We start from the raw sequence: 22,917 nt of genomic DNA on the forward strand, positions 1-22,917 counted from the left end.
GCCAAGCCTTGGGCATCACCCGAAAGGAAAGGACCGTCCCATGCCCAATCCCACCGCCGCGATGCTGGTCATCGGGGACGAGATCCTGTCGGGCCGCACGCGCGACAGCAATTCCCACCATCTGGCGCAGGAACTGACGGTGGCGGGGATCGACCTGCGCGAGGTGCGGTTCGTGGCCGACGACCACGCCGTGATCGTGGAGGCGCTGGACGCGCTGCGGGGCCGCTACGACCACGTCTTCACCTCGGGCGGGATCGGGCCCACGCATGACGACATCACCGCCGACGCCGTGGCCGCGGCCTTTGGCGACCGGATCGACGTGCGCGCCGACGCCGCCGCTCTTCTGGGCGCGCATTACGAACGCACGGGGCGCGAGTTCAACGAGGCGCGCCAGCGCATGGCCCGCATTCCCGACACGGCAACGCTGATCGACAACCCGGTGTCCATCGCGCCGGGCTTCACCATCGGCAACGTGCACGTGATGGCGGGCGTGCCGGACGTGTTCCACGCGATGCTGGCTGACGTCCTCAGCCGTCTGACCCGCGGCCAGCCGCTGCTGAGCCAGTCCCTGCGCGTGGACCGGGGCGAGGGCGAAATCGCGGCCCCCTTCCGCGCGCTGGCCGCCGACTATCCCGACCTGCAGATGGGCAGCTATCCCTTCGTGCAGAACGGGGCGATGGGCACGAACCTCGTGATCCGCGGCACGGATGCCGGACGGTTGAACGAGGCGATGACCCGTCTGGCGGGCCTTTTTGAATGAGCCGGACGCTTCTGGACCGGATGGAGCCGACCTGGCCCCCCGCCCGCCTGTGGCGCGAGGGGTCCTGGACCCTGCGCGACGGGGCCGGGGGTGGCGGGCGCGTGTCGGCGGCGACGCTGGACGGTCCGGATGACGGTGCGACACCCCCCTTCGTGATGCTGCGCGAGGGGGAGGAGGCGCTGGACGCTCGTCTGGCCGCCGCGGGCCACGCGATCGACGATGTGGTGGTGATCTATGAAGGGCCGGTGGCGGCGCTGGCAGGCGACAGCCCGGCCGCGCCCGAATGGCCCCCATCCAACGACACGGTGGAGATGTGGGCGCGGTCGGGCAAGGTCGGGCCGCCGCGGCTGGCCGTGATGGAACGCTGCCTGTGCCCCAAGACGGTGATCGCCTGCGAAGGCGGGGCCGGCTTCGTCGCGGTGAACGGCGATCTGGCGGTGCTGCACGCGCTGGAGGTGGCGGAAACCCATCGCCGCCGGGGCCTTGCGCGGGATCTGCTGCGCGGTGCTGCGACATGGGCCGCAACGCAGGGTGCGGACCGGCTGGCGCTGGTCGTGTCCGAAGGGAACGCCCCCGCCCGCGCGCTGTATGACGGTGCCGGGATGCGGACCTCCGGACGCTATTACTACAGGAAAGCCCCTTGATCCGCTGGTTCTGCCTGGCCCTTCTGGCGGCGTCGCCGGCCTCGGCCTTCACCCCGCCCGTGGCCGGAACCGCCGAGGTGGCGCGCAGCGCCGACGTCGCGCTGAACAGCGTGACCCTGCCGCTGGGGCCGTGGACGCCCGAAGGCTTTCCCACCGAAACGGTGGAAGGTCACGTCACCCGCACCGCGTGGCAGACCACGCCGCCCGACGGTTTCACCACCCTGTCGATCCTGCGCCCCATCCGCGAGGCGCTTCTGGCCGAAGGCTGGACCCTGCGGCTGGATTGCGAGACGGACGCCTGCGGCGGTTACGATTTCCGCTACGGGGTGGAGGTGTTTCCCGAACCGCAGATGCATGTGGATCTGGGCGATTTCCGCTACATCTCGGCCGCGAAGGGGGAGGCGCGGCTGGGCCTGATGGTCAGCCGCACCGCCGATCTGGGCTTCGTGGAGGTGGTGGAGGTGGCCCCGCCGGGCCCCGAGGCCCCCACGCGCCCGGCACCCCTGCCCGAAACCGGCGGCGATTTCGACCGTCCCCGCGTGCTGGAAGGGCTGGAGTTCGCGACCGGCGGCGCCACGCTGGACGGTGCGCAGCCGGTGCTGGAGCCGCTTCTGGACTGGCTGAAGGCGAACCCGGACCGCCGCGTCCAGCTTGTCGGGCACACCGACAACGAAGGATCGGCCGACACCAACATCGCCCTGTCCCGCGCCCGGGCCGAGGCGGTGCGGGACTGGCTGGTGGGCCGGGGCGTCGACGCCGCGCGCCTTTCGGCCGAAGGCGCGGGCTTCGTGTCCCCGCGCGACACCAACGCCACCGCCGAAGGGCGCGCCCGCAACCGCCGGGTGGAGGTGATCCCGGACTAAGCGTTCGGCCGGGTCAACGGCGCCCTATCCGGACGGCAGGCCCTGGCGCCCTGCACCATGTGGGCGAAGGGGATCCCGGACGGAGGGTTGCATCCCGGCCCCGCGCGTGAAAAGCCCGAAACCATGCTGGCCATCCTGTCGCAACTTCTGCCCTTCTTCGCCCTGATCGGTCTGGGATATGCCGCCGTGCGACGCGGGTTCTTTTCCGAAGACGCCATCGACGCGCTGACCCGCTTCGTCTTCTGGTTCGCGCTGACGGCGATGCTGTTCCACTTCTCCTCCGAACTCTCGCTTGGGCAGATCTTCGACTGGCCGCTGGCGGGGGCGTATCTGGTGGCGACGGGTGCCGTGAACCTGCTGGCGCTGACCGTGGCCCGCCTGCGCGGCGAGCCTTTGGGCGTGGCGGTGGTGGAAGCCCAGACCGCCGTCATCGGCAACACGGGCTTTCTGGGCATTCCCCTGCTGGTCGCGCTTCTGGGGCGCGAGGCGGTGGCCCCGATGCTGATGATGCTGACGATCGACCTTGCGGTGTTCGGCAGCCTGTTCACCATCCTGATCACCCTGTCGCGCAGCGGGCGGATGTCGGCGGGTCTGCCCCGGCGGATCGGGCGCGGGCTGGTGACGAACCCGATGCTGGTGGCGCTGGCGCTGGGTCTGGCGTGGTCCGCCACAGGCTGGACGGTGCCGGGGCCGGCCGACCGCACCCTGACCCTTCTGTCCGCCGCGGCCACCCCCGGCGCGCTGTTCGCCATCGGCGGATCGTTGGCCGCGCGCGGGCTGGACCGGGTGGCTGTGGGCGGCTGGCTGTCCTTTGCCAAGCTTGTGCTGCATCCGGCGGCGGTGGCGCTGGCCCTTCTGGCCGTGGGCCGGGCGGACGGGTTTGCGGCGCAGGTGATGATCGCCACGGCCGCCTTGCCGGTGGCGGGGAATGTCTACATGCTGGCGCAGCATTACGGCGTGGCGCCGTACCGCGTGTCCACGGCGATCCTGATGTCCACCCTGGGAAGTCTGGTCACGCTGACCGCCACGCTGGTCTGGACGAAATGACGGAGGTCACATGAAAACCCTATCCGAAAGCCGCGCCTTTGGTGGCGTGCAGGGCGTCTACGCCCACACCTCCGCCGCGACCGGGGGCGACATGACCTTCGGGCTGTTCCTGCCGGCCGAGGCGGAGCATGACCCCGTTCCCGTTCTGTGGTTCCTGTCGGGCCTGACCTGCACGCATGAAAACGCCATGGTGAAAGCGGGCGCGCAGAAATGGGCGGCCGAGGAGGGGCTGGCGCTGGTCTTTCCCGACACTTCGCCGCGAGGCACAGGGGTGGCGGACGATGCCGCCTATGATCTGGGGCAGGGTGCGGGCTTCTACGTCAACGCGACGCAGGCCCCTTGGGCACCGCATTTCCGCATGTGGGACTATGTGACAAAGGAACTGCCGGACCTTCTGTTCAAGGCGTTCCCGCTGGATGAAGGGCGTCAGGGCATCACCGGCCATTCCATGGGCGGCCACGGCGCCCTGACCATCGCGATGAGCTTTCCGGGACGCTTCCGCTCTGTTTCTGCCTTTGCGCCCATTGCTAATCCCTCGGCCTCGGACTGGGGGCGCAAGCAGTTCACGGCCTATCTGGGCAAGGATGAGGGTGCTTGGGCCCCGCATGACGCCACGCTGCTGATGCGGAAGCGCGGCTTCGACGGGCCGGTTCTGGTGGATCAGGGCGCGTCGGACCAGTTCCTCGACCTGCTGCGCCCCGAGGCGCTGGCCGAGGCGATGGCCGCCCGCCGGCAGGAAGGCACCTTCCGGATGCAGCGCGGTTACGATCACAGCTACTTCTTCGTGTCGAGCTTCATGGAGGAGCATGTGACCTTCCACGCGCAGGCCCTGTATGACTGAGGTCTATGTCGATGCCGACGCCTGCCCCGTGAAGGCCGAGGTGGAGCGGGTCGCCACGCGCCACGGGGTGCGCGTCCTGATGGTGTCGAACGGCGGCATCCGCCCGTCGGCCAACCCGCTGGTCGAAAGCGTCTTCGTGTCCGAAGGGCCGGACGTGGCGGACATGTGGATCGCGGAACGGGCCGGGGCGGCGGATGTGGTGATCACCAACGACATCCCGCTGGCCGCGAAATGCGTGGCGGCGGGGGCGCAGGTGCTGCGACCCGACGGTGACGCGCTGACGGCGGCCAACATCGGCAACGTGCTGGCGACGCGCGACCTGATGGCCGATCTGCGGTCGGCCGACCCGTTCCGCCAGGGCGGGGGACGGGCGTTTTCCAAAACCGACCGCTCGCGCTTTCTGGACGCGCTGGACCGGGCGATCCGCAAGGCGAAGGCCGCGGCGGGGGAATGATCTTCCCCGGCGGGCGGCAACTTCGCCGAATCCGTTGCCCGGCCGCATCGGCAGACCGCCTTCACCACGGGCGCGAAATGCGCCACAGTGCCCCCAACAGGAGGACACCATGAGCAGAACCCTTTCATCCCCGCTGGCGCTGGCCGCCCTGCTGGCCACCGTCGCGACGGGCGCCGCCGCGCAGGATCCGGCCGCGTGCCAAACCATTCGCACCTTTGACCCCGGCTGGACGGACATCACCGCCACCAACGCCGTGGCCACGGTCGTGCTGGAGGCGCTGGGCTACAAGGTCGACATCAAGACTCTGGCCGTGCCCGTGGGCTACGAGGCGTTGAAGAGCGACCAGATCGACGCCTTCCTGGGCAACTGGATGCCGGCGCAGCAGGCCTTCATCGACGATCTGACCAAGGCCGGAAAGGTCGAGGTTCTGGGCACCAACCTGACGGGCGCGAAGTTCACGCTGGCCGTGCCGAAAGCCACGGCGGATCTGGGCATCACGTCCTTTGCGGACCTTCAGGCCCATGCGGACGAACTGGACCGCACCATCTACGGGATCGAGCCGGGGGCCCCCGCCAACCAGAACATCCAGCGCATGATCGAGGCGGGCGATTTCGGTCTGAAGGACTGGAAACTGGTTGAATCGAGCGAGCAGGGCATGCTCGCGCAGGTGCAGCGCGCCGACCGCGCGGGCGATCCGGTGGTGTTCCTGGCCTGGGCGCCGCATCCGATGAACAACCAGATCGACATCACCTATCTGGAAGGGGGCGACGCCTATTTCGGGCCGGACTTCGGCGGGGCCGAGGTGCGCACCATCGCCCGCCCGGACTGGGTGGCGCAGTGCCCGGCGGCGGCCAAGGCCTTCGGCCAGCTGGTCTTCGACGTGGAGATGGAAAACGAGCTGATGGGCTCTCTGCTGGACGGCGAGGATCCGCAGGACGCGGCCCGGGACTGGCTGGCCGATCATCCCGAACGGCTGGGTCCGTGGCTGGACGGCGTGACCACAGTGGACGGTGCACCGGGGCTGGAGGCGGTGCAGGCCGCGCTGGCCGACTAATCGGGAACCTCCCGTCCCCCCTCGGGTTGCCCCCTGCAACCTGAAGGGAGAACGGGACATGAGCATCGCATCGGCACTGGGTCTGGGTGGAAAGAAGGTGCGCTACGGCATCGTGGCGCTGGGCGACATCTCGCAGGGCTCCCTCATGCCGGCGGTCGCCCATACCGGCAATTCCGAAATCACCGCGCTGGTATCGAGCGACGCCGAGAAGCTGTCCGCGCTGGGCGACCTCTACAAGGTCGACAACCGCTACGGCTATGATGAATTCCCGGCGCTCCTCGCCTCGGGGCAAGTGGATGCGATCTATCTGGCGACGCCGAACTGGCGGCACGCCGAGTTCGCCATTCCGGCGCTGGAGGCCGGCATCCACGTGCTGTGCGAAAAGCCGCTGGAGGTGACGTCGGACCTGTGCCGCGACATGATGGCGGCGGCCGAACGGGGCGGTGCCAAGCTGATGACCGCCTACCGCCTGCATTTCGAACCGGCGAACCTGGACGCCATCCGCCGCATCCGCGCGGGGGAACTGGGCGACCTGATCGCCTTCACCGGCGGGATGGGGCAGGTGCTGGACCCGGCCAACCATCGCGCCAAGCACGGCGTGCAGGGCGGGCCCCTCTTCGACCTCGCGCCCTATCCGATCAACGCCATCCGCTTCCTGTTCGGCGCGGAACCGGTGGAAGTGATCTCGGCCGTTGGCACCCGCCACCCCGAGGCGGATCTGGGCGATTTCGACGACACGCTGGCCGTGACGCTGCGGATGCCCGGCAACCAGCTGGCGCAGTTCGTGGTCAGCTATTACGCCAACCGGCTGGACAATTTCACCATCACCGGCACCAAGGGCACGATCGAGATGAGCCCGGCCTTCGGTCTGGGTGACGGTCTGGCCCAGACCCGTCGGATCGGCGAGGATGACACCCATGAACAGTTCCCCGCGACGGATCAGTTCGGCGGAGAACTCCGCTACTTCTCGGACTGTATCCTGAACGACCGGGCGGTGGAGCCGAGCGGCGAGGAAGGGCTGGCCGATCTTCTGGTGGTGGAGGCGATCCTGGAGGCCCTGCGCACGGGACAGCCCGCGAAGGTGGAGCCGTTCACCCGCAGCCTGCGGATCGACCCCGACGTGCAGGAGCAGCGCCTGCGCCCCGTCTCGGCCCCGGACAAGGTGAACGCCTCGGCCCCGTCGCGCTGACGGGCTACATCCGGTGGGCGAGGTTGGTCATGATCCAGATCGTGCCTCCGCCCATCAGGATCAGCAGCAGCGTGGTGAACAGGATCAGCTGAAGATCCTCGCGCGTTTGGCCTTTCAGGCGGATGTGCAGGAAGAAGCGGAAATGCACGGCGATCTGCACCGCCGCCGCCACCCCGGCGATCCACAGGATCTGCCGGCGGGGCAGCAGGTCGAACGCCAACAGCGCGAAGACCGGCAGCGTCAGCGCCAGCGCGAGGACGTAGCCGACGATGTAGCTGCGCCGTTCCTGCCTGCGGTTCATGCCAGCCCCCCGACATAGACGATGGTGAAGATGCCGATCCAGACGACGTCGAGGAAGTGCCACAGGATGCCCAGCCGCAGCATGGCCGTCTTTGTCGCGTCGTCCGTTCCATAGCGCGCGATCTGGCCCAGCAGCGCCAGAAGCCACAGGCAGGTCGCCGCCACATGCAGCCCGTGCAGCGGCACCAGCGCGAAGAAGGCCGACAGGAAGCCGCTGGCCTGCGGCACGCCGCCCTTCGATGTCATGGTCAGGAAGTCCCGCATCTCCATCGTCAGGAAGGCCAGCCCGAGGCCGAGCGAGATCAGGAGCCACAGCACGATCCGCCGCGTGCCCAGTTCGTGCTTCATGGCCAGCTGCGCCAGCCCCGCCGTCAGGCTGGAGGTGAGAAGGAGCACCGTCTGGATCAGGACGGACGGCATCTCGAACAGCTCGGCCGGACCGGGGCCGCCGTTCAGGTTGCCCTGCAGCACGACATAGGTGGCGAACAGCAGGCCGAAGAGGATCGCATCGCTCATCATGAAGACCCAGAAGCCGAAGACCTCCTTTTCGGCGTCGTCGTTGGCGCTGTCATGGGCCTCGCCCAGGTTCAGGCCGGGGTGACGGCGGTTCATGCCTCACCCTCCTGTGCGGCGGGGAAGGCGTGGCCGCGATTGGCCGGACGTTGCTCGTCCCGGCGGCGGATGCGGGGGGAGGCGTCGGCCAGCGCGCGCCAAGCGTTCCAGCGCGCCTCAACCTCGGCTGCGGGCACGGTGTATTCGGTGTCGCGCACGAAGCCGCGTGCGACCATGGCGCCCACGATGACGGCCAGCGTCAGCACGGTCAGCCACCAGATGTGCCAGGTGAGTGCAAAGCCCGCGACCAGCCCCGCCGCGCCGATGACGGGGCCAACCATGCTGGGCCGCGGCAGAAGGATGTCCGCAAAGCCGTCGCGCGGCCGGTCCAGATGATCGCCGTTCTTCTTCAGCTCCATGAAGGAATCGCGGCCTTCGACCACGGGCAGCACGGGGAAGTTCCAGGCGGGCACCGGCGCGGGCAGGGCCCATTCCAGGCTGCGCCCGTCCCAGGGATCGCCCACCGGCACAGCCAGCGCGGCGCGGTCGCGCAGGCTGACGGTCAGCTGCACCGCAAGGCACAGAAGGGCCAGCCCGATCAGCGCACCCCCCGTCAGCGCGATCAGCGTCCAGGGCAGCCAGGCGCCTTCGAAATAGGCCACCATCCGCCGCGGCATCCCCATGAGGCCGAGGATGTAGAGCGGGAAAAACGCCAGAAGGAACCCCGCGATCCACAGCCCGGCCGCGCGGTAGCCCCAGCGGTCGTTCAGCCGGAAGCCGAAGGCCTTGGGAAACCACAGGGTGTAGCCCGCGATCATCCCGAACAGCGTGCCGGGAATGACCATGTTGTGGAAATGCGCGACCAGGAACAGCGTGTTGTGCACCTGATAGTCGATGGAGGGGTTGGCCAGAATCACGCCCGTGGTCCCGCCCAGCACGAACAGGAACAGAAAGCCGATGCCGTAGACCATCGGCACGCTGATCCGCACGCGTCCCTTGTACATGGTCAGCATCCAGTCGTAGATCTTTACCCCCGTCGGGATGCCGATGGCCATGGTGGCGATGCCGAAGATCGCGTTCAGGTCGGCGCTTTGCCCCATGGTGAAGAAGTGGTGCACCCAGACCGTGAAGCTGAGGATGGCGATGCACATCGTGGCCATCACCAGCGCCCGGTAGCCGAACAGCCCCTTGCCCGAGAAGGTGGAGAACACCTCGTTCCAGACGCCGAAGGCGGGCAGGATCAGGATGTAGACCTCGGGGTGGCCGAACAGCCAGAACAGGTTGGCGAACATCATCATGTTGCCGCCGCCGTCATTGGTGAAGATGTGGAACCCCAGATAGCGGTCCAGCGCCAGAAGTCCCGTGGCCACCGTCAAGGGCGGCATGGCGAAGATCATCAGGATCGCGGTGCAGAGCGAGGTCCAGCAGAACATCGGCATCCGCATCAGGTGCATGCCTTCGCACCGTTCCTTGTAAAGGGTGACGGTGAAGTTGATGCCGGTGAGGGTGGAGCCGAGCGACGACAGCGTGACCGCCCAGATCCAGTAATCCGGTCCCGCGCCGGGGTTGAACGCGGCCTCGGTAAAGGGCGGATAGCCCGACCATCCGCCGGTGGAGAAGGGTTGCAGGACGAGCGAGACCATCATCAGCGCCGCCCCCGCCGCCGTCAGCCCAAGGCTGACCGAGTTCAAAAGCGGGAACGACACGTCCCGCGCCCCGATCTGCAAAGGCATGACGTAGTTGATCAGGCCGGTGATGAAGGGCATCGCCACGAAGAAGATCATGATCGTCCCGTGGGTTGAAAAGAGCTGGCCGAAATGGTCCGGCGTGACGATCCCGCCGCCGCCCAAGCCGAGGGCCTGCTGAAGGCGCATCACCCCCGCCTCGGACACGGCGCGGGCCAGCATCACGAAGGCCAGCACCACATACATGATCCCGATTTTCTTGTGATCGAGGCTGGTCAGCCAGTCGCGCCACAAGGGCCCCCAAAGGCGCCACCAAGTCAGCGCCGCCGCCACCAGAAGCGCCCCCAACACGGCCAGCAGGGCGGCCGTCAGGCCCACGATGCCGCTGATCACCTCCAGCCCCGTTTTGGCGATGGCGAGTTCGTGCCAGGGCAGGGCGGAGGCGTCCAGGCGGCCCAGAAGGATGTCGCTCATTGGCCGCCTCCGTGATGCGCGTGCGTGGCGGTGCCGGCCAGATCGTGGAACAGGTGCGGCGGCACCTGGCCGAAGGTGTCGGGCAGGTCGGGGTCGCGTCCCCGTTCCTCCAGCGCCGCAAGGGCGGGTTGGTCCAGGGGTGGGGCGTTGGCGGCGGTTTCGGCCCAGCGGGCGAAGTCGGAAGGGGCCATCGCCTCGGCCCGGAAGGTCTGGCGGTGGAAGCCGTCGCCGTTGTATTGCGTGTTGCGCCCCGTCCACTGGCCGGGATGGTCCGCCGAAAGATTCAGATGCGTGGTCATGCCGTTCATCAGGTAGATCTGCCCTGCCAGTTCCGGGATCAGCATCGACTGCATCACCGTGCGCGAGGTGAGGGACAGCGTCACCGCCTGCCCCGCCGGCAGCACCAGCCGGTCCACGCTGGCCACCCCCAGATCGGGATAGATGAACAGCCACTTCCAGTCATAGGACACGACCTGCACCTGCAGGGGTGCCTCGGACAAGGGGCGATAGGGGTCCAGCGCCTTGGTGTAGGTCCACAGGAACCAGCCCAGGGCGGCGGTGACGACCAGCGGCCCGCTCCACAGCATCACCTCCCATCTCCACGACGCCTCCCAGTCGGGGCGATACGACGCGTGGTTCTTCCCGTCGCGATAGCGGTAGCGCCACAAAAGGAACGGGATGGTCACGAAGATAGGGATCACGACCAGAAGCATCAGGGCGCAGACGATCCACAGATGCATCCGCTGCGCCTCGGCCACGGGGCCCGCGGGGGAAAAAAGGCCCATGTCCAGACCGCAGCCGGACAGGGCCCAAAGGCCGGACACGAGAAGGGAGATGCGGATCAACGGAGTGCCCCCGCAGCGGAACGGCTGGGAACCGGTCCGGACCAGGCGGAGGAGGGGACGCCTTTGCACCGCCTGCCTATCCCGCAAAGCTGCCCTGCGAGAGGGCAAAGGCCACAAGAAAGCCGATCATCACCAGAAGGCCGGTTTCGCCGCGTTCCCCTTCCACCGCCTCGGGGATCATGGTGTCGGCGATCATGGTCAGCAGCGCGCCCGCCGCCAGCGCGTTCACCGCCGCCAGCGTCCAGGGGGAAGCGTCGCCCAACAGCGCCGCGCCCGTCAGCGCCGCCAGCCCCGAACACAGCGTGATGAAGGCCCACAGTCCGAAGATGTAGGCGGGGCTGCGGCCGGCGGCCTTCATCCCGGCAGCACTGGACAGGCCTTCGGGGAAGTTCGACAGGAAGATGGCCGCGAACATGGCCAGGCTGACGCCGCCGCCGTCCAGCATGCCGACGCCCAGCACAACGGATTCGGGGACTCCGTCCAGAAAGGCGCCGGCGGCGATGGCCAGCCCACCGCCCTGCGCCGCCTTCTTCTGGTGGCCGCCGCCGGACCGCTTGCGGTGATGCCCGCCGCCGCGCGTGATGATCCCGTTGGCCAGCGTATAGGCGATGGATCCAACCAGCGCGCCCAGCACGATGGGCTGCAGGCCCGCTTGGTCGAAGCCTTCCTTGATCAGGTCATAGCTGACGGCCGAGATGAGGACGCCGCAACCGAAGGCCATGAAGCCCGTGGTGACACGGCGGGGGAAATGCGCCAGATAGGCCAGCGCCGCGCCCACAAGAAGCGACGACGCCCCGGCAAGGCCCCAAAGTCCGGCTTGCATCCAGATCGGCATGTCAGTTCTTCCCTTGGCCTGCGTCGTTCTGCCACATAATCCGCCAAAGGAAGGCGGCCACCGCTCGCTCAGTTTTTACCGGCGTCCCGTGGCAGGCGGGCAAACCAGTCGGCATAGGGGGTGGTGCGGGCCATGTGCCGGTTCAGGTCCGGCGCGCCGTCGTTCCACCAGACGGGCCCGCGTTCGCCCAAGGCGATCTTGACGGCGTTCACGGCGCGGTGGGCGGCATCTTCGGCCTGCGCATCGCCGGCGCTGCGGGCCGTCTCCACCGCCCGCCGTGCGTGCATCAGGTCGGACACGAGCCGTGCGCGATCCGCTTCCGACAGATGCGGATTGACGGCGCGCCACAGGCGGCCGCGCACGACGATGTAGCGCTTGTCGGGAGTCAGCGGAGGCATGACGGTTACCTTTGGCCCATGAAAAAGCCGCCCGTGCGGGGCGGCTTTCCGTGGTCCGGATCCGGATGGATCACATGCTCTGCTTGATGCCGCGCAGCATGGCAAGATGCGTCTCGATCGACGGGACGCCGACCATGGAGGCGCCGCGCGCCATCGGGTCGCTGCCGTTTTGGGCATAGGCGGCGTGGATCGTGCGCAGTTCCTCGTGGCCGGCGATCTGGCCGTCGACATACATCATGTCGAACTCGGGACCGGCGGGTGCGGCCTGAAGCTGCTCCAGCAGGGCCGCGTGCTTTTCGGACACACCACCGACGCCCGGCTCGGCGCCGAAGGCCATCGCCACGGCTTCCTGTTCGGCGGTTTCCAGCGTGGCGAAAGTCTTCACCGCCGGGGCGGTGGCCTTGTCCGCCGCGATGCGGCTGCTGAGAAGGGCAAAGTTGCCGCCCATCAGCGCGGGCTGCTTGGCCGGATCGGCCGGGGCCGCGGCCGGTGCGGCCGTCTGGGCGAACGAGGCGAAGGGCAGGGCGGCGGCAACCGCCGCACCGGCGGCAAAGACGTGTCTACGGTTCATGGGATGTCCTCCTGGGATGAAGCGCCAACAGGGGTGGGCGGGCTTTGTTCCCTGGAAAAGCGATTTTAGCGCCAACGGCGGGAATGCCCCGTGCCAAGGAACAAATCCCCACAGAAGGGCTTCCTTCCCCATCGAACCCATCACGAGACTGGGGCATCCGGCCCCGGACCCGAAGGAGAGACAATGGCACATCTTGCAAGCGCGAACGACGTTTTCATCACCGGGCTGAAGAACGCCCATGCGATGGAAAACCAGGCCCTGTCCATCATGAAGCCCCAGGTGTCCCGGATCGAGCATTATCCGGAAGTGGCGGCCCAGCTGGACCTGCACATCCGCGAAACCGAAAACCAGATCCAGCGGCTGGAAGAGATCTTGGCCGGGGTCGACGAATCCCACTCCTCGCTGAAGGACGCGGCGCTGTCGTTCACCGGATCGATGGCCGCCCTGACCCATTCCATGGCCAGCGACGAGATCCTGAAGAACAGCTACGCGAACTATGCGTTCGAGCATTTCGAGATCGCGGCCTACATCTCGCTGATCACGGCGGGCGAGGAAAGCAACGCGACCCAGGCCCTGTCGCTTCTGCGCCAGAACCTGGACGAGGAGCGCCGCATGGCGACCTGGATCGAAGACAACCTGCCCACGGTGACGCGCGCCTACATCGCGCTGCAGGCCAGCGGCGAACGCGCCGACGTCTGAGCCCACGTTCCACATCCCGGCCCGCTGAAGGGCACCCCCCTGTCAAGGAGACGACCGATGGCTGACAAGACCCTCGAGACGCTGTTCCATGAAACCCTGAAGGACGTGTACTACGCCGAGAAGAAGCTGACGACGACGCTGCGCAAGATGGCGAAAGCCGCGCAGAACCCCGAGCTGAAGGCCGCGTTCGAGCAGCACGAGGAAGAAACCCAAGGCCAGGTGGAGCGCCTGAACCAGGTGTTCGAACTGATCGGCAAACGCCCGCGCGCCAAGACCTGCGACGCGATTGAGGGCATTGTGTCCGAGGCGTCCGAGATCATGGACGAGTTCAAGGGCAGCCCAGCGCATGACGCGGGCCTTCTGGCCGCAGCGCAGGCGGCCGAGCATTACGAGATCAGCCGCTACGGCACGCTGAAGGCCTGGGCCGAGAAGCTGGGCATGGACGAGGCGGTGACCCTGCTGGACGAAACGCTGCGGGAAGAAACCGCCACGGACGAAAAGCTGACCCAGCTGGCCGAAGCGGTGATCAACGACGCCGCCACCGGCGAAGCCGCCTGAGAGTTTTTCCAAGGCCTGCCCCCACGGGCGGGCCTTTTCCCTGACGGTGCGGGCACGGTCCGCAGCCCATTCCAACCCATGGAGAGATCATGTTCTATACCGACAACAAGCTTCAGTATCCCGTTCGCGTCGACGCCCCGAACCCGCTGTTCGCCCGTGCCCTGCAGCAGGCCATCGGCGGCGTGGAGGGTGAGATCCGCGTGGCGATGCAGTACTTCTTCCAGGCTTGCGGCGCACGCGGCAACCCGAAGTTCCGCGACCTGCTGATGAACACCGCCGCCGAGGAACTGGGCCATATCGAGATGCTGGCCACGGCCGTCGCGCTGAACCTTGAGGGCGCGCCCCTCAGCATGAAGGAAGAGGCCGCGAAGGACTCCGCCGTCAACGCCATCATGGGCGGCATGAACCTCAAGAACCTGCTGTCCGCGGGCCTGTCGGCGATGCCGGTGGACTCCGATGGCGTGCCGTTCGACATGTCCCACATCTATGCCAGCGGCAACATTGCCGCCGACATGACCGCCAACATCGCGGCGGAATCCACAGGCCGCACGCTGGCCGTCCGCCTGTACAACATGACGGACGACGCAGGCATGAAGGACATGCTGCAATACCTGATCGCCCGCGACACCATGCACCAGAATCAGTGGATGGCTGCGCTGGAGGAGTTGGGCGGTGCCAAGGGCGCCTTCCCGATCCCGAACAGCCACCCGCAGGCCGAAGAGAAGACCGAGTTCAGCTACGCCTATCTCGGCTTCCAGAAGGACGGCAGCGCACCGGCCCCCGGCCGCTGGTCGGAAGGCACCTCGATCGACGGCAAGGGCGAGTTCATGACCGCCGCGCTGGAACCGTCCAGCCAGATCCCGGATCTGGGCAAGGCGAAACCGAACAGCGGCGCGCAGTCCGAACAAATGTGATCCGACCTTCACGAACAAACGCGGCCGCTTCGGCGGCCGCGTTTCCTTTTGTCCCGGTTGCGGAACGAGGGGCGGTCAGGCCCCCTGTCGCGTCAGCCGATCCGGCCGCCGCCCTGGCGCGTGATGGCGACCACCGCCGGACGCACCGGCATGTCGTCCTTGAAGTCGGGCCAGCGGGTCGACAGATCCTCGTAATAGGACGGGCGGCCATGGCCCTCCCAATCCTCGCCGCCGTCGCCCGGATGCTGCACCGCGACGAAGAAGGTGGTCATGTCCTCGGTCGGGCAGGGGCCGCACATCTCTCCGCCCACCGGAACGCGGTAGAACAGGCGCGAGGTGCCGCGCGCGTCGCCTTCGGTGTCCACGGCCCAAAGGCCATCCGTCCGGCCCGTGTCGGCCATGGAGTTTCCGTCCGTCGACACCCACAGACGCCCGTCAGCGTCGATGGCCGCGTTGTCCGGCATCCCGAACCAGCCGTTCTTCGTCGTCTCGGTGGAGAAGGTGGCCCCCACCTCGGCGACCGAGGGATCGCCGCATTGCAGCAGGATTTCCCACGTGCCGGTCGTGGCAGTGAAGTCGCCGTCGGCTTCCAGAATCTCGATGATGTGGCCGAAGGCGTTTTCCACGCGCGGGTTGGCGGCGTTCGCCTCTTCGCGCTTGGTGTTGTTGGTCAGCATGACATAGGCGCGGCCCGTGGCGGGGTTTGGCTGGATGTCCTCGGGGCGGTCCATCGGGGTGGCGTTCAGCAGGTCGCCGGCGCGGCGCGTCTCGATCAGCACGTCGGCCTGCGAGGCGAAGCCGTTCTCAGCGGTCAGCGGGCCCTGGCCATGCACCAGCGGCATCCACTCCATCGACCCGTCCTCGTCGAAGCGGGCGACATAAAGCGTGCCGTCGTCCAGCAGGTCCATGTTGGCGGCGCGGTCGTCGGGGTTGTATTTCCCTGTCGTCACAAACTTGTAGACGTAGTCGAAGCGTTCGTCGTCGCCGAGGTAGAAGACCACGCGGCCGTCCTTGGCCACGACGCTTTCGGCGCCCTCATGCTTGAAGCGGCCCAGCGCGGTGCGCTTCTTCGGGACCGAGTTCGGGTCCATCACATCCACCTCAACCACCCAGCCGAAGCGGTTCGGCTCGTTCGGCTCGGCTGCCAGATCGAAGCGCTTGTGGAAGTTGCCCCACTGGTAGGACCCGCCGGGGATGCCCAGACGGTCGTAGTTCCCGGCTTCGGCATGGCCGGCGGGCAGTTCGCCCAGGAAGTAGCCGTGGATGTTCTCCTCGGCCATGATGTAGGTGCCCCAGGGCGTAACGCCGCCGGCGCAGTTGTTGATGGTGCCGAAGACCTTGCGGCCCGAGGTGTCGGCCGTCGTCTGAAGACGCTCATGTCCGGCGGCGGGGCCGGTCAGCTGCATTTCCGTCTTGGCGGTGATGCGGCGGTTCAGCGCGCCGTCCACCACCGGCTGCCACTTTCCGTCGACCTTGCGGATTTCCACGATCGTGCCGCCATGGGCCGCCATCTCGATGTTGGCGCGATCCTCGGTGGCGTCGGCGACCTCCAGCTCTCCGTTCTGCATGGTCACGATGCCGGGGAACATCAGGTGTTCGTTCGTGTATTCGTGGTTCACGACCAGCAGGCCGCGATCCGTGGCGCCGTCCAGCGGGATGAAGCCCACAAAGTCGTTGTTGTAGCCGAACTGGCGTTCCTGTGCGGCTTCGGACTGGTTCGTCGGATCGAACTCCGGCGCGTCGGCGAACAGCTTGTCGCCCCAGCGCAGCAGAACGTCCGCGTCATAACCTTCGGCCACGTGGTGATCGGCGTCAACGCCGGCCTCCACCTCGGGGAAGTTGAAGGCGGAGGCGGACTGGGCGCGCGCCTCGTCGGCGGCAAACAAGGCCACGGGCGACACGGTGGCCGCGATCGCGGCCGAGGCCATGGACCCCTTCAGGAACCCGCGACGGGAAAAGCGGGCGGCGATGATGTCCCCCATGGTGGGGTTCGCGGTCGGGTTCAGGCCGGGGCCTTCGGCCTCTTCCAGTTGCGACGTGCGGAAAATCTGGCTCTGCTTGGTCATGTGGGGTCCCTGGCATCAGCGGTGTGCGCCTGAAGCCATGGCAGCACTTCATGTCAGATTTGCGACACACCAGTAGAGTCGCCCCGACGGGCCAAACTTGTCTCAAATTGCATCTTTAAGATGTGTTGACTCACCCAAAGATTGTTTTGAACAATTCGCGGTATAAGCGGCGCCGACGCGGGAGGGCAAGATCGAAACCGGGGATTTTCAGGCGGAGCTTGATGTCGCAGCCCGTGGGGGTGCGCGCGGCCGGATCACGTTCGGACCAACAGGGCCTGCACAGGGCGCATTGGGGCGCGAGATTTTCGCGACCGAACCGTCGCCCGGCGCGCGGGGCCGGATCACCCTGGCCGATGGCACACGGCTGAGCGTTCCCCAGTCCCAGCGGATCATCTGCTTCACCCCCGGCGCCTTTATCCACACCCCCGCCGGCCTCCGCCCGATCGAGACGTTGGCGGCGGGCGATCTGGTCCTGACGCGCGACCATGGGCCGCAGCCTGTCCGGTGGATCGGCCGGACAGACCTGTGCGGCAGCGGGGATCTTGCGCCCGTCCGCATCCGCCCCGCGGCCTTGGCCGGTCTGACGGCGGACCTTGTCGTGTCCCCCCACCACCGCATGCTGATCGAAGGCGCGCGCGCCACGCGGCTGCACGCCGAGGCGGAGGTTCTGGCCACGGCCCGGCATCTGGTGGACGGCCGGCGCGTCACCGTGGAGGAGCGGGAGACCGTCACCTACCTCCACCTGCTGTTCGACCGGCATGAGGTGATCTGGGCTAACGGGGCCCCCACCGAAAGCTACCACCCCGGCGATCATGGTCTGGGCGGCCTGTGCGACGCCGCGCGCGAGGGGTTATTTGCGGCCCTTCCGCAGCTGCGCGCCCTGCCCGAAAGCTATGGGCGCACCGCCCGTCGCGTCCTGACCCGGTCCGAGGCGGCGACGCTGTGGCACGCCGGCCGGCCCTGATCCGCCGACCGGCGTTGAAGGCCCCGGCCGCAGGTCTACCTTTCGCTTCCACAGCCCTCGGGGAGAGACGCCATGGAAGACCAACCGCCGCACAACAAGACCCTGACCAACCGCCAGGGACACGAGATCACGAACAACCAGTCGCAACGCACCGTAGGCCCGCGCGGCCCGGCGACGCTGGAAAACTACCACTTCCTTGAAAAGATCACCCATTTCGACCGCGAACGCATTCCGGAGCGCGTGGTCCATGCGCGGGGCTTCGTCTGCTATGGCGAGTTCGAGGCGACGGGCATGATCGGGGAGGAACCCGCCTCCACCTACACCCGCGCCAAGCTGTTCCAGGAAAAGGGCAAGAAGACGCCGCTGGCGATCCGCTTTTCCACCGTGATCGGCGGGCGCGACAGTTCGGAAACGGCCCGCGATCCGCGCGGCTTCGCCGTGAAGTTCTACACCGAGGACGGCAACTGGGACCTCGTCGGCAACAACCTGGCCGTCTTCTTCATCCGCGACGCGATCAAGTTCCCGGACGTGATCCATTCGCTGAAGCCCGATCCCGTCACCTTCCGGCAGGAACCGAACCGCATCTTCGACTTCATGTCGCAGACGCCCGAAGCCATGCACATGCTGACGCACCTGTTCAGCCCGCGCGGCATCCCGGCCTCCTATCGCCACATGGAAGGCTTTGGCGTGAACACCTACAAGATGGTGAACGCCAAGGGTGAAACGGTTCTGGTGAAGTACCATTTCCACCCGCGGCAGGGCCTTGCGTCCCTGACGGCGGAGGAGGCCGCGAAGGTGCAGGGCCGCGATTTCGGTTCGGCGTCCAAGGACCTCTTCACCGCGATCGAGCGGGGGGAGTATCCGCAATGGGACTTCTTCGTGCAGATCATGGAGGATCACGAGCATCCCGAACTGGACTGGGATCCGCTGGACGACACGAAGATCTGGCCGGAAAAGGATTTCCCGCTGCGCCATGTCGGCGTGATGACCCTGAACCGCAACGTGGAGAACTTCTTCGACGAGAACGAGCAGATCGCCATGGGCACGGGCGTGCTGGTGGACGGGCTCGACTTCTCGGACGACAAGATGCTGGTGGGGCGGACCTTCTCCTATTCCGACACGCAGCGTTACCGCGTGGGCACCAACTATCTGCAGCTGCCGGTGAACCGGGCCAAGAACGCCCGCGTGTCCACCAACTATGACGGCGGGCAGATGTCGTTCGGTCGCGATCTGGCGCCGGGGCAGAACCCGCATGTGAACTTCGAACCTTCGATCCACAACGGTCTGCACGAATCCGATCGCGACGCGCCGAACCACCAGCCCGAGATCCGGGGCCACCTGACCCGCAGCGTGATCGAACGCCGCAACGATTACGTTCAGGCGCGCGGCCGCTATTGCACCATGATGCAATGGGAACGGGACGATCTGGTGCTGAATATGGGCACCCTTCTGACCGACTGCGAACGCGACGTGCAGGAACGGATGGTCTGGCACTTCCTGATGGTCCATGACGACTACGGCACCCGCGTGGGCGAGATGCTGGGCATCACCGCCGCCGACCTGAAGGACATGGGGCCGCTGCGAGGTCAGGTGCTGACCGAGGAGGACCAGCGCCGTCTGGCCAACCTTGGCGCCAATGCCGATGTCATCGACGAAACGGTCTGGGGCCAGTGGACCAGCTCGGTCAAGAACCGTCAGGCGACGGCCGAGGAGGTTCTGGGCGGCACGCTGGACACGGCGAAGTAGGCACCAAGCGACCACGACCCTGCAAAGGCCGCAGCGACGCGGCCTTTGTGCATAGGTAATGGCGCTTTTGGTGGCGGTCGGAAGTCCGATGTGGGCGCCAACCTGACGATCTTGGGTGACCCCGGCGCCTGTGTCACACGGGTCGCAGCGCGCGGCAACCGGCCGAAATCATAGGTCAACGGGTGCTTACGTGAACCGCAGGCTCGTGCCATTCGGTAACCTAGCCTGCTGCGGGCCCCGACGCGTGGCTGGACATCCTCTTGTCGCGGCTGCAGCGTCGAACGGGCGCGTCGTCGCATATTGACGGGGTCAGGCACGCGGCCACTCCGTCATCCATCCACACTACCCCTCGATCAGGCGGATGTTGGGGTGGCCGGCGATGATGTCGCACACGATCCGGTAATAGGTGGGGCCTTCGCCACGCTCCAGCGCGTCCAGTTGCGCCTGGATGCGGCGGCTGTCGTAGGGCGGGGACAGCTTGGTCAGAAGCCACTTCCGCGTCGCTTCATACCCCAGCGACTGGCAGGAGATCCGGCTGTCCCGCCACAGCAGGGTCGCGTCGGTCTGGCCCGCCAGCGCGCCGTAGCCGCCGTGCAGAAGATCGTCCAGCGCGTCGAGGCTTTGGCCCAGACGCCACTCCTCGCCGGCCATGAAGACGCGGTTGATCTCGTCATAAAAGCCGGGAATGTCGTGGATGCGCGATCCTTCCAGCACAAGGCAGGGATCTGTGGTCATGGCGGTCCTTTCCTGCGTCCCGACCAACGGCCGGGGTCACGAGCGTGTTCCTTCGGGGAACCATCCCCCACCTTCGGTCGCTGTTACAGGAGACCAGCGAAAGGACGGCTTTTCATGAACCATGATGATCGCAGCGCCATCGACACCCTGTTTTCCAACCTCGCCACGGTGGAACGGCAGATGCCAAACCGCGACGCCGAGGCGGAGCGCGTGATCCGCGAGGCGCTGGATCGGCAACCCTCCGCCGCCTATTACATGGCGCAGACGGTTATCATGCAGCAGAAGGCGCTGGAAACCGCGCAGAAGCGGATTGAGGATCTTGAGGCTCGGCCCGCAAGCGCTCCGGCCTCTGCCGAACCGGCCCGTCGCGGGGGCTTCTTCTCCGGCTTCGGCGGTGGTTCGGTGCCCAAGGTGTCGCGCAACTCTCCGTTCCAGAACCACTCGTCCTCGCCTTTCCAGAACCGTGGGGGCGGCGGCGGTTTCCTTGCGGGGGCGGCACAGACGGCCATGGGCGTGGCGGGCGGTGTGCTGCTGGGCAACGCCTTGGCCGGCATGTTCGGCGGCGGCGCGATGGCCGGGGAGGCGCCCGAAGACACCCCGCAGGACGAGGCCCAGACCGAGGAGGCCCCGGCCGAAGACAACGCCGACTGGGACAACGATTCCGGCGCCTATGACGACGGCGGCTATGACGAGGGTGAGTGATCGCATCCAACCACGAGGAATCCGCACATGAAGCAGACCGGCAACACCATCCTGATCACCGGGGGCGGCTCCGGCATCGGGCGCGCCCTAGCGCACCGGTTCCACGACGCGGGCAACACCGTCATCGTCGCCGGACGCCGGGCGGAGGTGCTGGAGGAGGCCATCGCCGGACGTCCCCGGATGCACGCCCTGACGCTGGACATCGAGGGCGCCGACGGCGTGGCCGATTTCGCCAAGCGCCTTCTGGCGGCGCATCCGGCGGTGAACGTGGTGATCAACAACGCGGGCATCATGCGGTTTGAGGACGTCTCGGCCGCCCGTGACCTGACGGATGCCGAGGCGACGGTGACCACGAACCTGCTGGGCCCCATCCGGCTGACGAACGCGCTGATCGACCATCTGAAGGCGCAGCCGGATGCGGTCCTTGTGAACGTCACCTCGGGGCTGGCCTTTGTTCCGCTGCTGACGACGCCCACCTACAATGCCACGAAGGCCGCGCTGCACTCCTACACCGTCGCGCTGCGCGAGATTCTGAAGGGGCAGGTGGAGGTGATCGAGCTGGCACCGCCCGCCGTGCAGACCGGGCTGACGCCGGGGCAGGAAAGCCGCCCCGGTTATCAGCCGCTGGACGATTTCACCGACGAGGTAATGGCGCTCTTTGCCCGCGATCCCACACCCACCGAGATCCTGGTGGAGCGGGTGGGCGTCCTGCGGCAGGCCGAGGCGGAGGGGCGGTTCGACGAGACGCTGGCCAAGCTGAACGCCTTTGCCCAATCGGCACGCGAGGGCTGAACCCCCGTCATCAATTTCCAAGGGGGCGGCGGCCTGTCCGCCGATCCCCGCACCGCAGTTGTGTTGGCCTGTTTCTGCCAGCGCGTATACGATTAGAAAGGACTTACCGATGAGCATTTTTAGCAAGATCAAGGGCGCCATCTTCGGCAAGGCGGAGGCGGCCGAACGGTCCGCACCCTCCACCACCCCCGCTTCCACCCCGGCCCCCGCGCCGCAGAAGGATGTCGCGGCTTCGGCCCCGCAGACCACCCCCGCCGCTCCGGCTCCCTCGGCCGCACCCGCCCCGACCTCTGCCGCCCCGACGCCGGCTGCCCCGGTCGATGTGATGGCAAGCCTTGAGGCGACCGCAAAGGCGAAGGGGTCGGACCTGAACTGGCGCACCTCCATCGTTGACCTGATGAAGCTGCTGGACATCGATTCGAGCCTCGCCAACCGCAAGGATCTGGCCAAGGAGCTGCATTACACCGGCGATCTGGACGGCAGCGCCGAGATGAACATCTGGCTGCACAAGGCCGTGATGCGCGAACTGGCCAAGAACGGCGGCAAGGTGCCGTCCGAACTGACGGACTAAGCCCCGAAGGACGTTGCGGTGGGCCGGTCCTTCCGGCCTGCCGCACAAGCGCCTTATTGCCGCGCGACAGTGCAAAAAGCATCGCGGCCGGTAGGTGTGGCGCTGAGAAGGCCTCTCGTCAACGCCTGAGGTGTCTGAACAAGGCTGTGGAACATCTACCAGCGCCTTAACAAAGCATTATCAAGCAGGACGACAATCAACGGGCGACGTCATCACGAGTGTGAACGGCGTAATCGGCCCCGACTTCCCCTGACACGTCGATCAAGTTCGATGCCGCGGATCCCTATATGAACGTCTTCTAATACGGCGAGGGCAACGACACTCTCTTTGGCGATCATTCGGGCAACACTTTCACCGCAGCGGATGTCGAGCGGATCGACGGCGGTGCGGGCAACGGTACGATCCGGGGTGACGCGGGCGCCGACAACCTGATCGGCGCGGCCAGCAACGATTTGATCTTGGGCGGCGCGGGCAATGACACAGTGCGGGGCGGCACGGGCGCCGACCCGATGGATGGCGGCACAAAAGTTGAGACCGAGGATCACCGATCACCGTCACGGGCGGCAGCCAAGCTGCGAACGGCGCCGACATCCTGGACCTGAGCGGGGCCACTGGCTGGCGCAACCTGCCCGGCAACGTGGCGGGCACGGGCCAGATC

Annotated in this window: 26 protein-coding genes; 17 read left to right on the forward strand and 9 right to left on the reverse strand. The window is 67.1% G+C overall.

Going from position 1 to position 22,917, the window contains the following annotated elements; genetic code table 11:
* Window positions 1-40: 40 nt before the first annotated feature.
* The 8 genes from PIJ50_RS10140 (at window position 41) to PIJ50_RS10175 (ending at window position 6,852) form a co-directional block, all read left to right on the forward strand.
* Window positions 41-760 carry a competence/damage-inducible protein A gene (locus tag PIJ50_RS10140; protein WP_271974941.1) on the forward strand — a complete coding sequence of 240 codons (720 nt, stop codon included), beginning with the start codon at window positions 41-43 and terminating at the stop codon, window positions 758-760.
* Window positions 757-1,404: a GNAT family N-acetyltransferase gene (locus tag PIJ50_RS10145; RefSeq protein ID WP_271974943.1), complete on the forward strand. Its 648-nt coding sequence runs from the start codon at window positions 757-759 to the stop codon at window positions 1,402-1,404. Before PIJ50_RS10140 ends, PIJ50_RS10145 begins: the two co-directional genes overlap by 4 nt.
* The gene (locus PIJ50_RS10150) at window positions 1,401-2,267 is read left to right on the forward strand and encodes an OmpA family protein (protein WP_271974944.1); all 867 of its coding nucleotides are present in this window, start codon (window positions 1,401-1,403) and stop codon (window positions 2,265-2,267) included. Before PIJ50_RS10145 ends, PIJ50_RS10150 begins: the two co-directional genes overlap by 4 nt.
* Before the next feature lie 123 nt (window positions 2,268-2,390).
* Entirely contained in the window at window positions 2,391-3,314 is a 924-nt protein-coding gene (locus tag PIJ50_RS10155) for an AEC family transporter (protein WP_271974989.1), read from the forward strand.
* A 10-nt stretch (window positions 3,315-3,324) separates the two neighbouring features.
* Window positions 3,325-4,155 (forward strand): S-formylglutathione hydrolase, encoded by an 831-nt coding sequence (fghA, locus tag PIJ50_RS10160; RefSeq protein WP_271974946.1) that lies wholly within the window; start codon window positions 3,325-3,327, stop codon window positions 4,153-4,155.
* Complete coding sequence (locus PIJ50_RS10165) at window positions 4,148-4,609, forward strand: YaiI/YqxD family protein (RefSeq protein ID WP_271974948.1); 462 nt, start codon at window positions 4,148-4,150, stop codon at window positions 4,607-4,609. Before fghA ends, PIJ50_RS10165 begins: the two co-directional genes overlap by 8 nt.
* Before the next feature lie 109 nt (window positions 4,610-4,718).
* Complete coding sequence (gene choX / locus PIJ50_RS10170) at window positions 4,719-5,663, forward strand: choline ABC transporter substrate-binding protein (protein ID WP_271974950.1); 945 nt, start codon at window positions 4,719-4,721, stop codon at window positions 5,661-5,663.
* A gap of 58 nt (window positions 5,664-5,721) precedes the next feature.
* Entirely contained in the window at window positions 5,722-6,852 is a 1,131-nt protein-coding gene (locus tag PIJ50_RS10175) for a Gfo/Idh/MocA family protein (protein ID WP_271974951.1), read from the forward strand.
* A gap of 4 nt (window positions 6,853-6,856) precedes the next feature.
* On the opposite strand, the gene PIJ50_RS10180 is transcribed toward PIJ50_RS10175, so the two are convergent.
* The 7 genes from PIJ50_RS10180 to PIJ50_RS10210 all read right to left on the reverse strand — a co-directional run bounded on the left by PIJ50_RS10180 (window position 6,857) and on the right by PIJ50_RS10210 (window position 12,512).
* A complete protein-coding gene (locus PIJ50_RS10180; RefSeq protein ID WP_271974953.1) occupies window positions 6,857-7,153 on the reverse strand; it encodes a cytochrome o ubiquinol oxidase subunit IV in 297 nt (98 codons plus the stop codon).
* A complete protein-coding gene (locus PIJ50_RS10185) occupies window positions 7,150-7,764 on the reverse strand; it encodes a cytochrome c oxidase subunit 3 (protein ID WP_271974955.1) in 615 nt (204 codons plus the stop codon). Before PIJ50_RS10185 ends, PIJ50_RS10180 begins: the two co-directional genes overlap by 4 nt.
* On the reverse strand, window positions 7,761-9,863 hold the full coding sequence (locus tag PIJ50_RS10190) for a cbb3-type cytochrome c oxidase subunit I (protein ID WP_271974956.1): 2,103 nt from the start codon (window positions 9,861-9,863) through the stop codon (window positions 7,761-7,763). The genes PIJ50_RS10185 and PIJ50_RS10190 overlap by 4 nt, the downstream gene beginning before the upstream one ends.
* Window positions 9,860-10,708 (reverse strand): cytochrome c oxidase subunit II, encoded by an 849-nt coding sequence (locus PIJ50_RS10195; RefSeq protein ID WP_271974958.1) that lies wholly within the window; start codon window positions 10,706-10,708, stop codon window positions 9,860-9,862. The genes PIJ50_RS10190 and PIJ50_RS10195 overlap by 4 nt, the downstream gene beginning before the upstream one ends.
* A gap of 76 nt (window positions 10,709-10,784) precedes the next feature.
* Entirely contained in the window at window positions 10,785-11,543 is a 759-nt protein-coding gene (locus PIJ50_RS10200) for a ZIP family metal transporter (RefSeq protein WP_271974959.1), read from the reverse strand.
* A 68-nt stretch (window positions 11,544-11,611) separates the two neighbouring features.
* The gene (locus PIJ50_RS10205; RefSeq protein WP_271974961.1) at window positions 11,612-11,941 is read right to left on the reverse strand and encodes a hypothetical protein; all 330 of its coding nucleotides are present in this window, start codon (window positions 11,939-11,941) and stop codon (window positions 11,612-11,614) included.
* Between the two features lie 70 nt (window positions 11,942-12,011).
* Window positions 12,012-12,512 (reverse strand): DUF4142 domain-containing protein, encoded by a 501-nt coding sequence (locus tag PIJ50_RS10210; RefSeq protein ID WP_271974962.1) that lies wholly within the window; start codon window positions 12,510-12,512, stop codon window positions 12,012-12,014.
* A 183-nt stretch (window positions 12,513-12,695) separates the two neighbouring features.
* Here PIJ50_RS10210 and PIJ50_RS10215 point away from each other — a divergent pair, with 183 nt between their 5' ends.
* From PIJ50_RS10215 to PIJ50_RS10225, 3 genes are all read left to right on the forward strand, one after another.
* Window positions 12,696-13,211, forward strand: a complete 516-nt coding sequence (locus PIJ50_RS10215; RefSeq protein WP_271974964.1) for a ferritin-like domain-containing protein — start codon at window positions 12,696-12,698, stop codon at window positions 13,209-13,211.
* A gap of 57 nt (window positions 13,212-13,268) precedes the next feature.
* Window positions 13,269-13,769: a YciE/YciF ferroxidase family protein gene (locus PIJ50_RS10220; RefSeq protein ID WP_271974966.1), complete on the forward strand. Its 501-nt coding sequence runs from the start codon at window positions 13,269-13,271 to the stop codon at window positions 13,767-13,769.
* An 89-nt stretch (window positions 13,770-13,858) separates the two neighbouring features.
* On the forward strand, window positions 13,859-14,683 hold the full coding sequence (locus PIJ50_RS10225; protein ID WP_271974967.1) for a manganese catalase family protein: 825 nt from the start codon (window positions 13,859-13,861) through the stop codon (window positions 14,681-14,683).
* Between the two features lie 92 nt (window positions 14,684-14,775).
* Here PIJ50_RS10225 and PIJ50_RS10230 read toward each other — a convergent pair whose 3' ends face one another.
* Window positions 14,776-16,749, reverse strand: a complete 1,974-nt coding sequence (locus PIJ50_RS10230; RefSeq protein ID WP_271974969.1) for a PhoX family protein — start codon at window positions 16,747-16,749, stop codon at window positions 14,776-14,778.
* 289 nt (window positions 16,750-17,038) lie between these two features.
* On the opposite strand from PIJ50_RS10230, the gene PIJ50_RS10235 reads away from it, so the two are divergent.
* Complete coding sequence (locus PIJ50_RS10235; RefSeq protein WP_271974970.1) at window positions 17,039-17,713, forward strand: Hint domain-containing protein; 675 nt, start codon at window positions 17,039-17,041, stop codon at window positions 17,711-17,713.
* A gap of 72 nt (window positions 17,714-17,785) precedes the next feature.
* Window positions 17,786-19,459 carry a catalase gene (locus tag PIJ50_RS10240; protein WP_271974971.1) on the forward strand — a complete coding sequence of 558 codons (1,674 nt, stop codon included), beginning with the start codon at window positions 17,786-17,788 and terminating at the stop codon, window positions 19,457-19,459.
* A 342-nt stretch (window positions 19,460-19,801) separates the two neighbouring features.
* Here the strand turns inward: PIJ50_RS10240 and PIJ50_RS10245 are convergent, their stop codons facing one another.
* Window positions 19,802-20,194 carry a barstar family protein gene (locus PIJ50_RS10245; RefSeq protein WP_271974972.1) on the reverse strand — a complete coding sequence of 131 codons (393 nt, stop codon included), beginning with the start codon at window positions 20,192-20,194 and terminating at the stop codon, window positions 19,802-19,804.
* A gap of 114 nt (window positions 20,195-20,308) precedes the next feature.
* Between PIJ50_RS10245 and PIJ50_RS10250 the strand changes: the two genes are divergently transcribed.
* The 4 genes from PIJ50_RS10250 to PIJ50_RS16425 all read left to right on the forward strand — a co-directional run bounded on the left by PIJ50_RS10250 (window position 20,309) and on the right by PIJ50_RS16425 (window position 22,861).
* On the forward strand, window positions 20,309-20,896 hold the full coding sequence (locus PIJ50_RS10250) for a DUF2076 domain-containing protein (RefSeq protein WP_271974974.1): 588 nt from the start codon (window positions 20,309-20,311) through the stop codon (window positions 20,894-20,896).
* Between the two features lie 27 nt (window positions 20,897-20,923).
* Complete coding sequence (locus PIJ50_RS10255) at window positions 20,924-21,688, forward strand: SDR family oxidoreductase (RefSeq protein ID WP_271974975.1); 765 nt, start codon at window positions 20,924-20,926, stop codon at window positions 21,686-21,688.
* A gap of 109 nt (window positions 21,689-21,797) precedes the next feature.
* Window positions 21,798-22,259, forward strand: a complete 462-nt coding sequence (locus tag PIJ50_RS10260) for a DUF3597 domain-containing protein (protein ID WP_271974977.1) — start codon at window positions 21,798-21,800, stop codon at window positions 22,257-22,259.
* A gap of 401 nt (window positions 22,260-22,660) precedes the next feature.
* The gene (locus tag PIJ50_RS16425) at window positions 22,661-22,861 is read left to right on the forward strand and encodes a hypothetical protein (RefSeq protein WP_442900733.1); all 201 of its coding nucleotides are present in this window, start codon (window positions 22,661-22,663) and stop codon (window positions 22,859-22,861) included.
* Window positions 22,862-22,917 lie beyond the last annotated feature (56 nt).

It is taken from the genome of Falsirhodobacter sp. 20TX0035, assembly GCF_028307215.1.
GTDB lineage: Bacteria > Pseudomonadota > Alphaproteobacteria > Rhodobacterales > Rhodobacteraceae > Falsirhodobacter.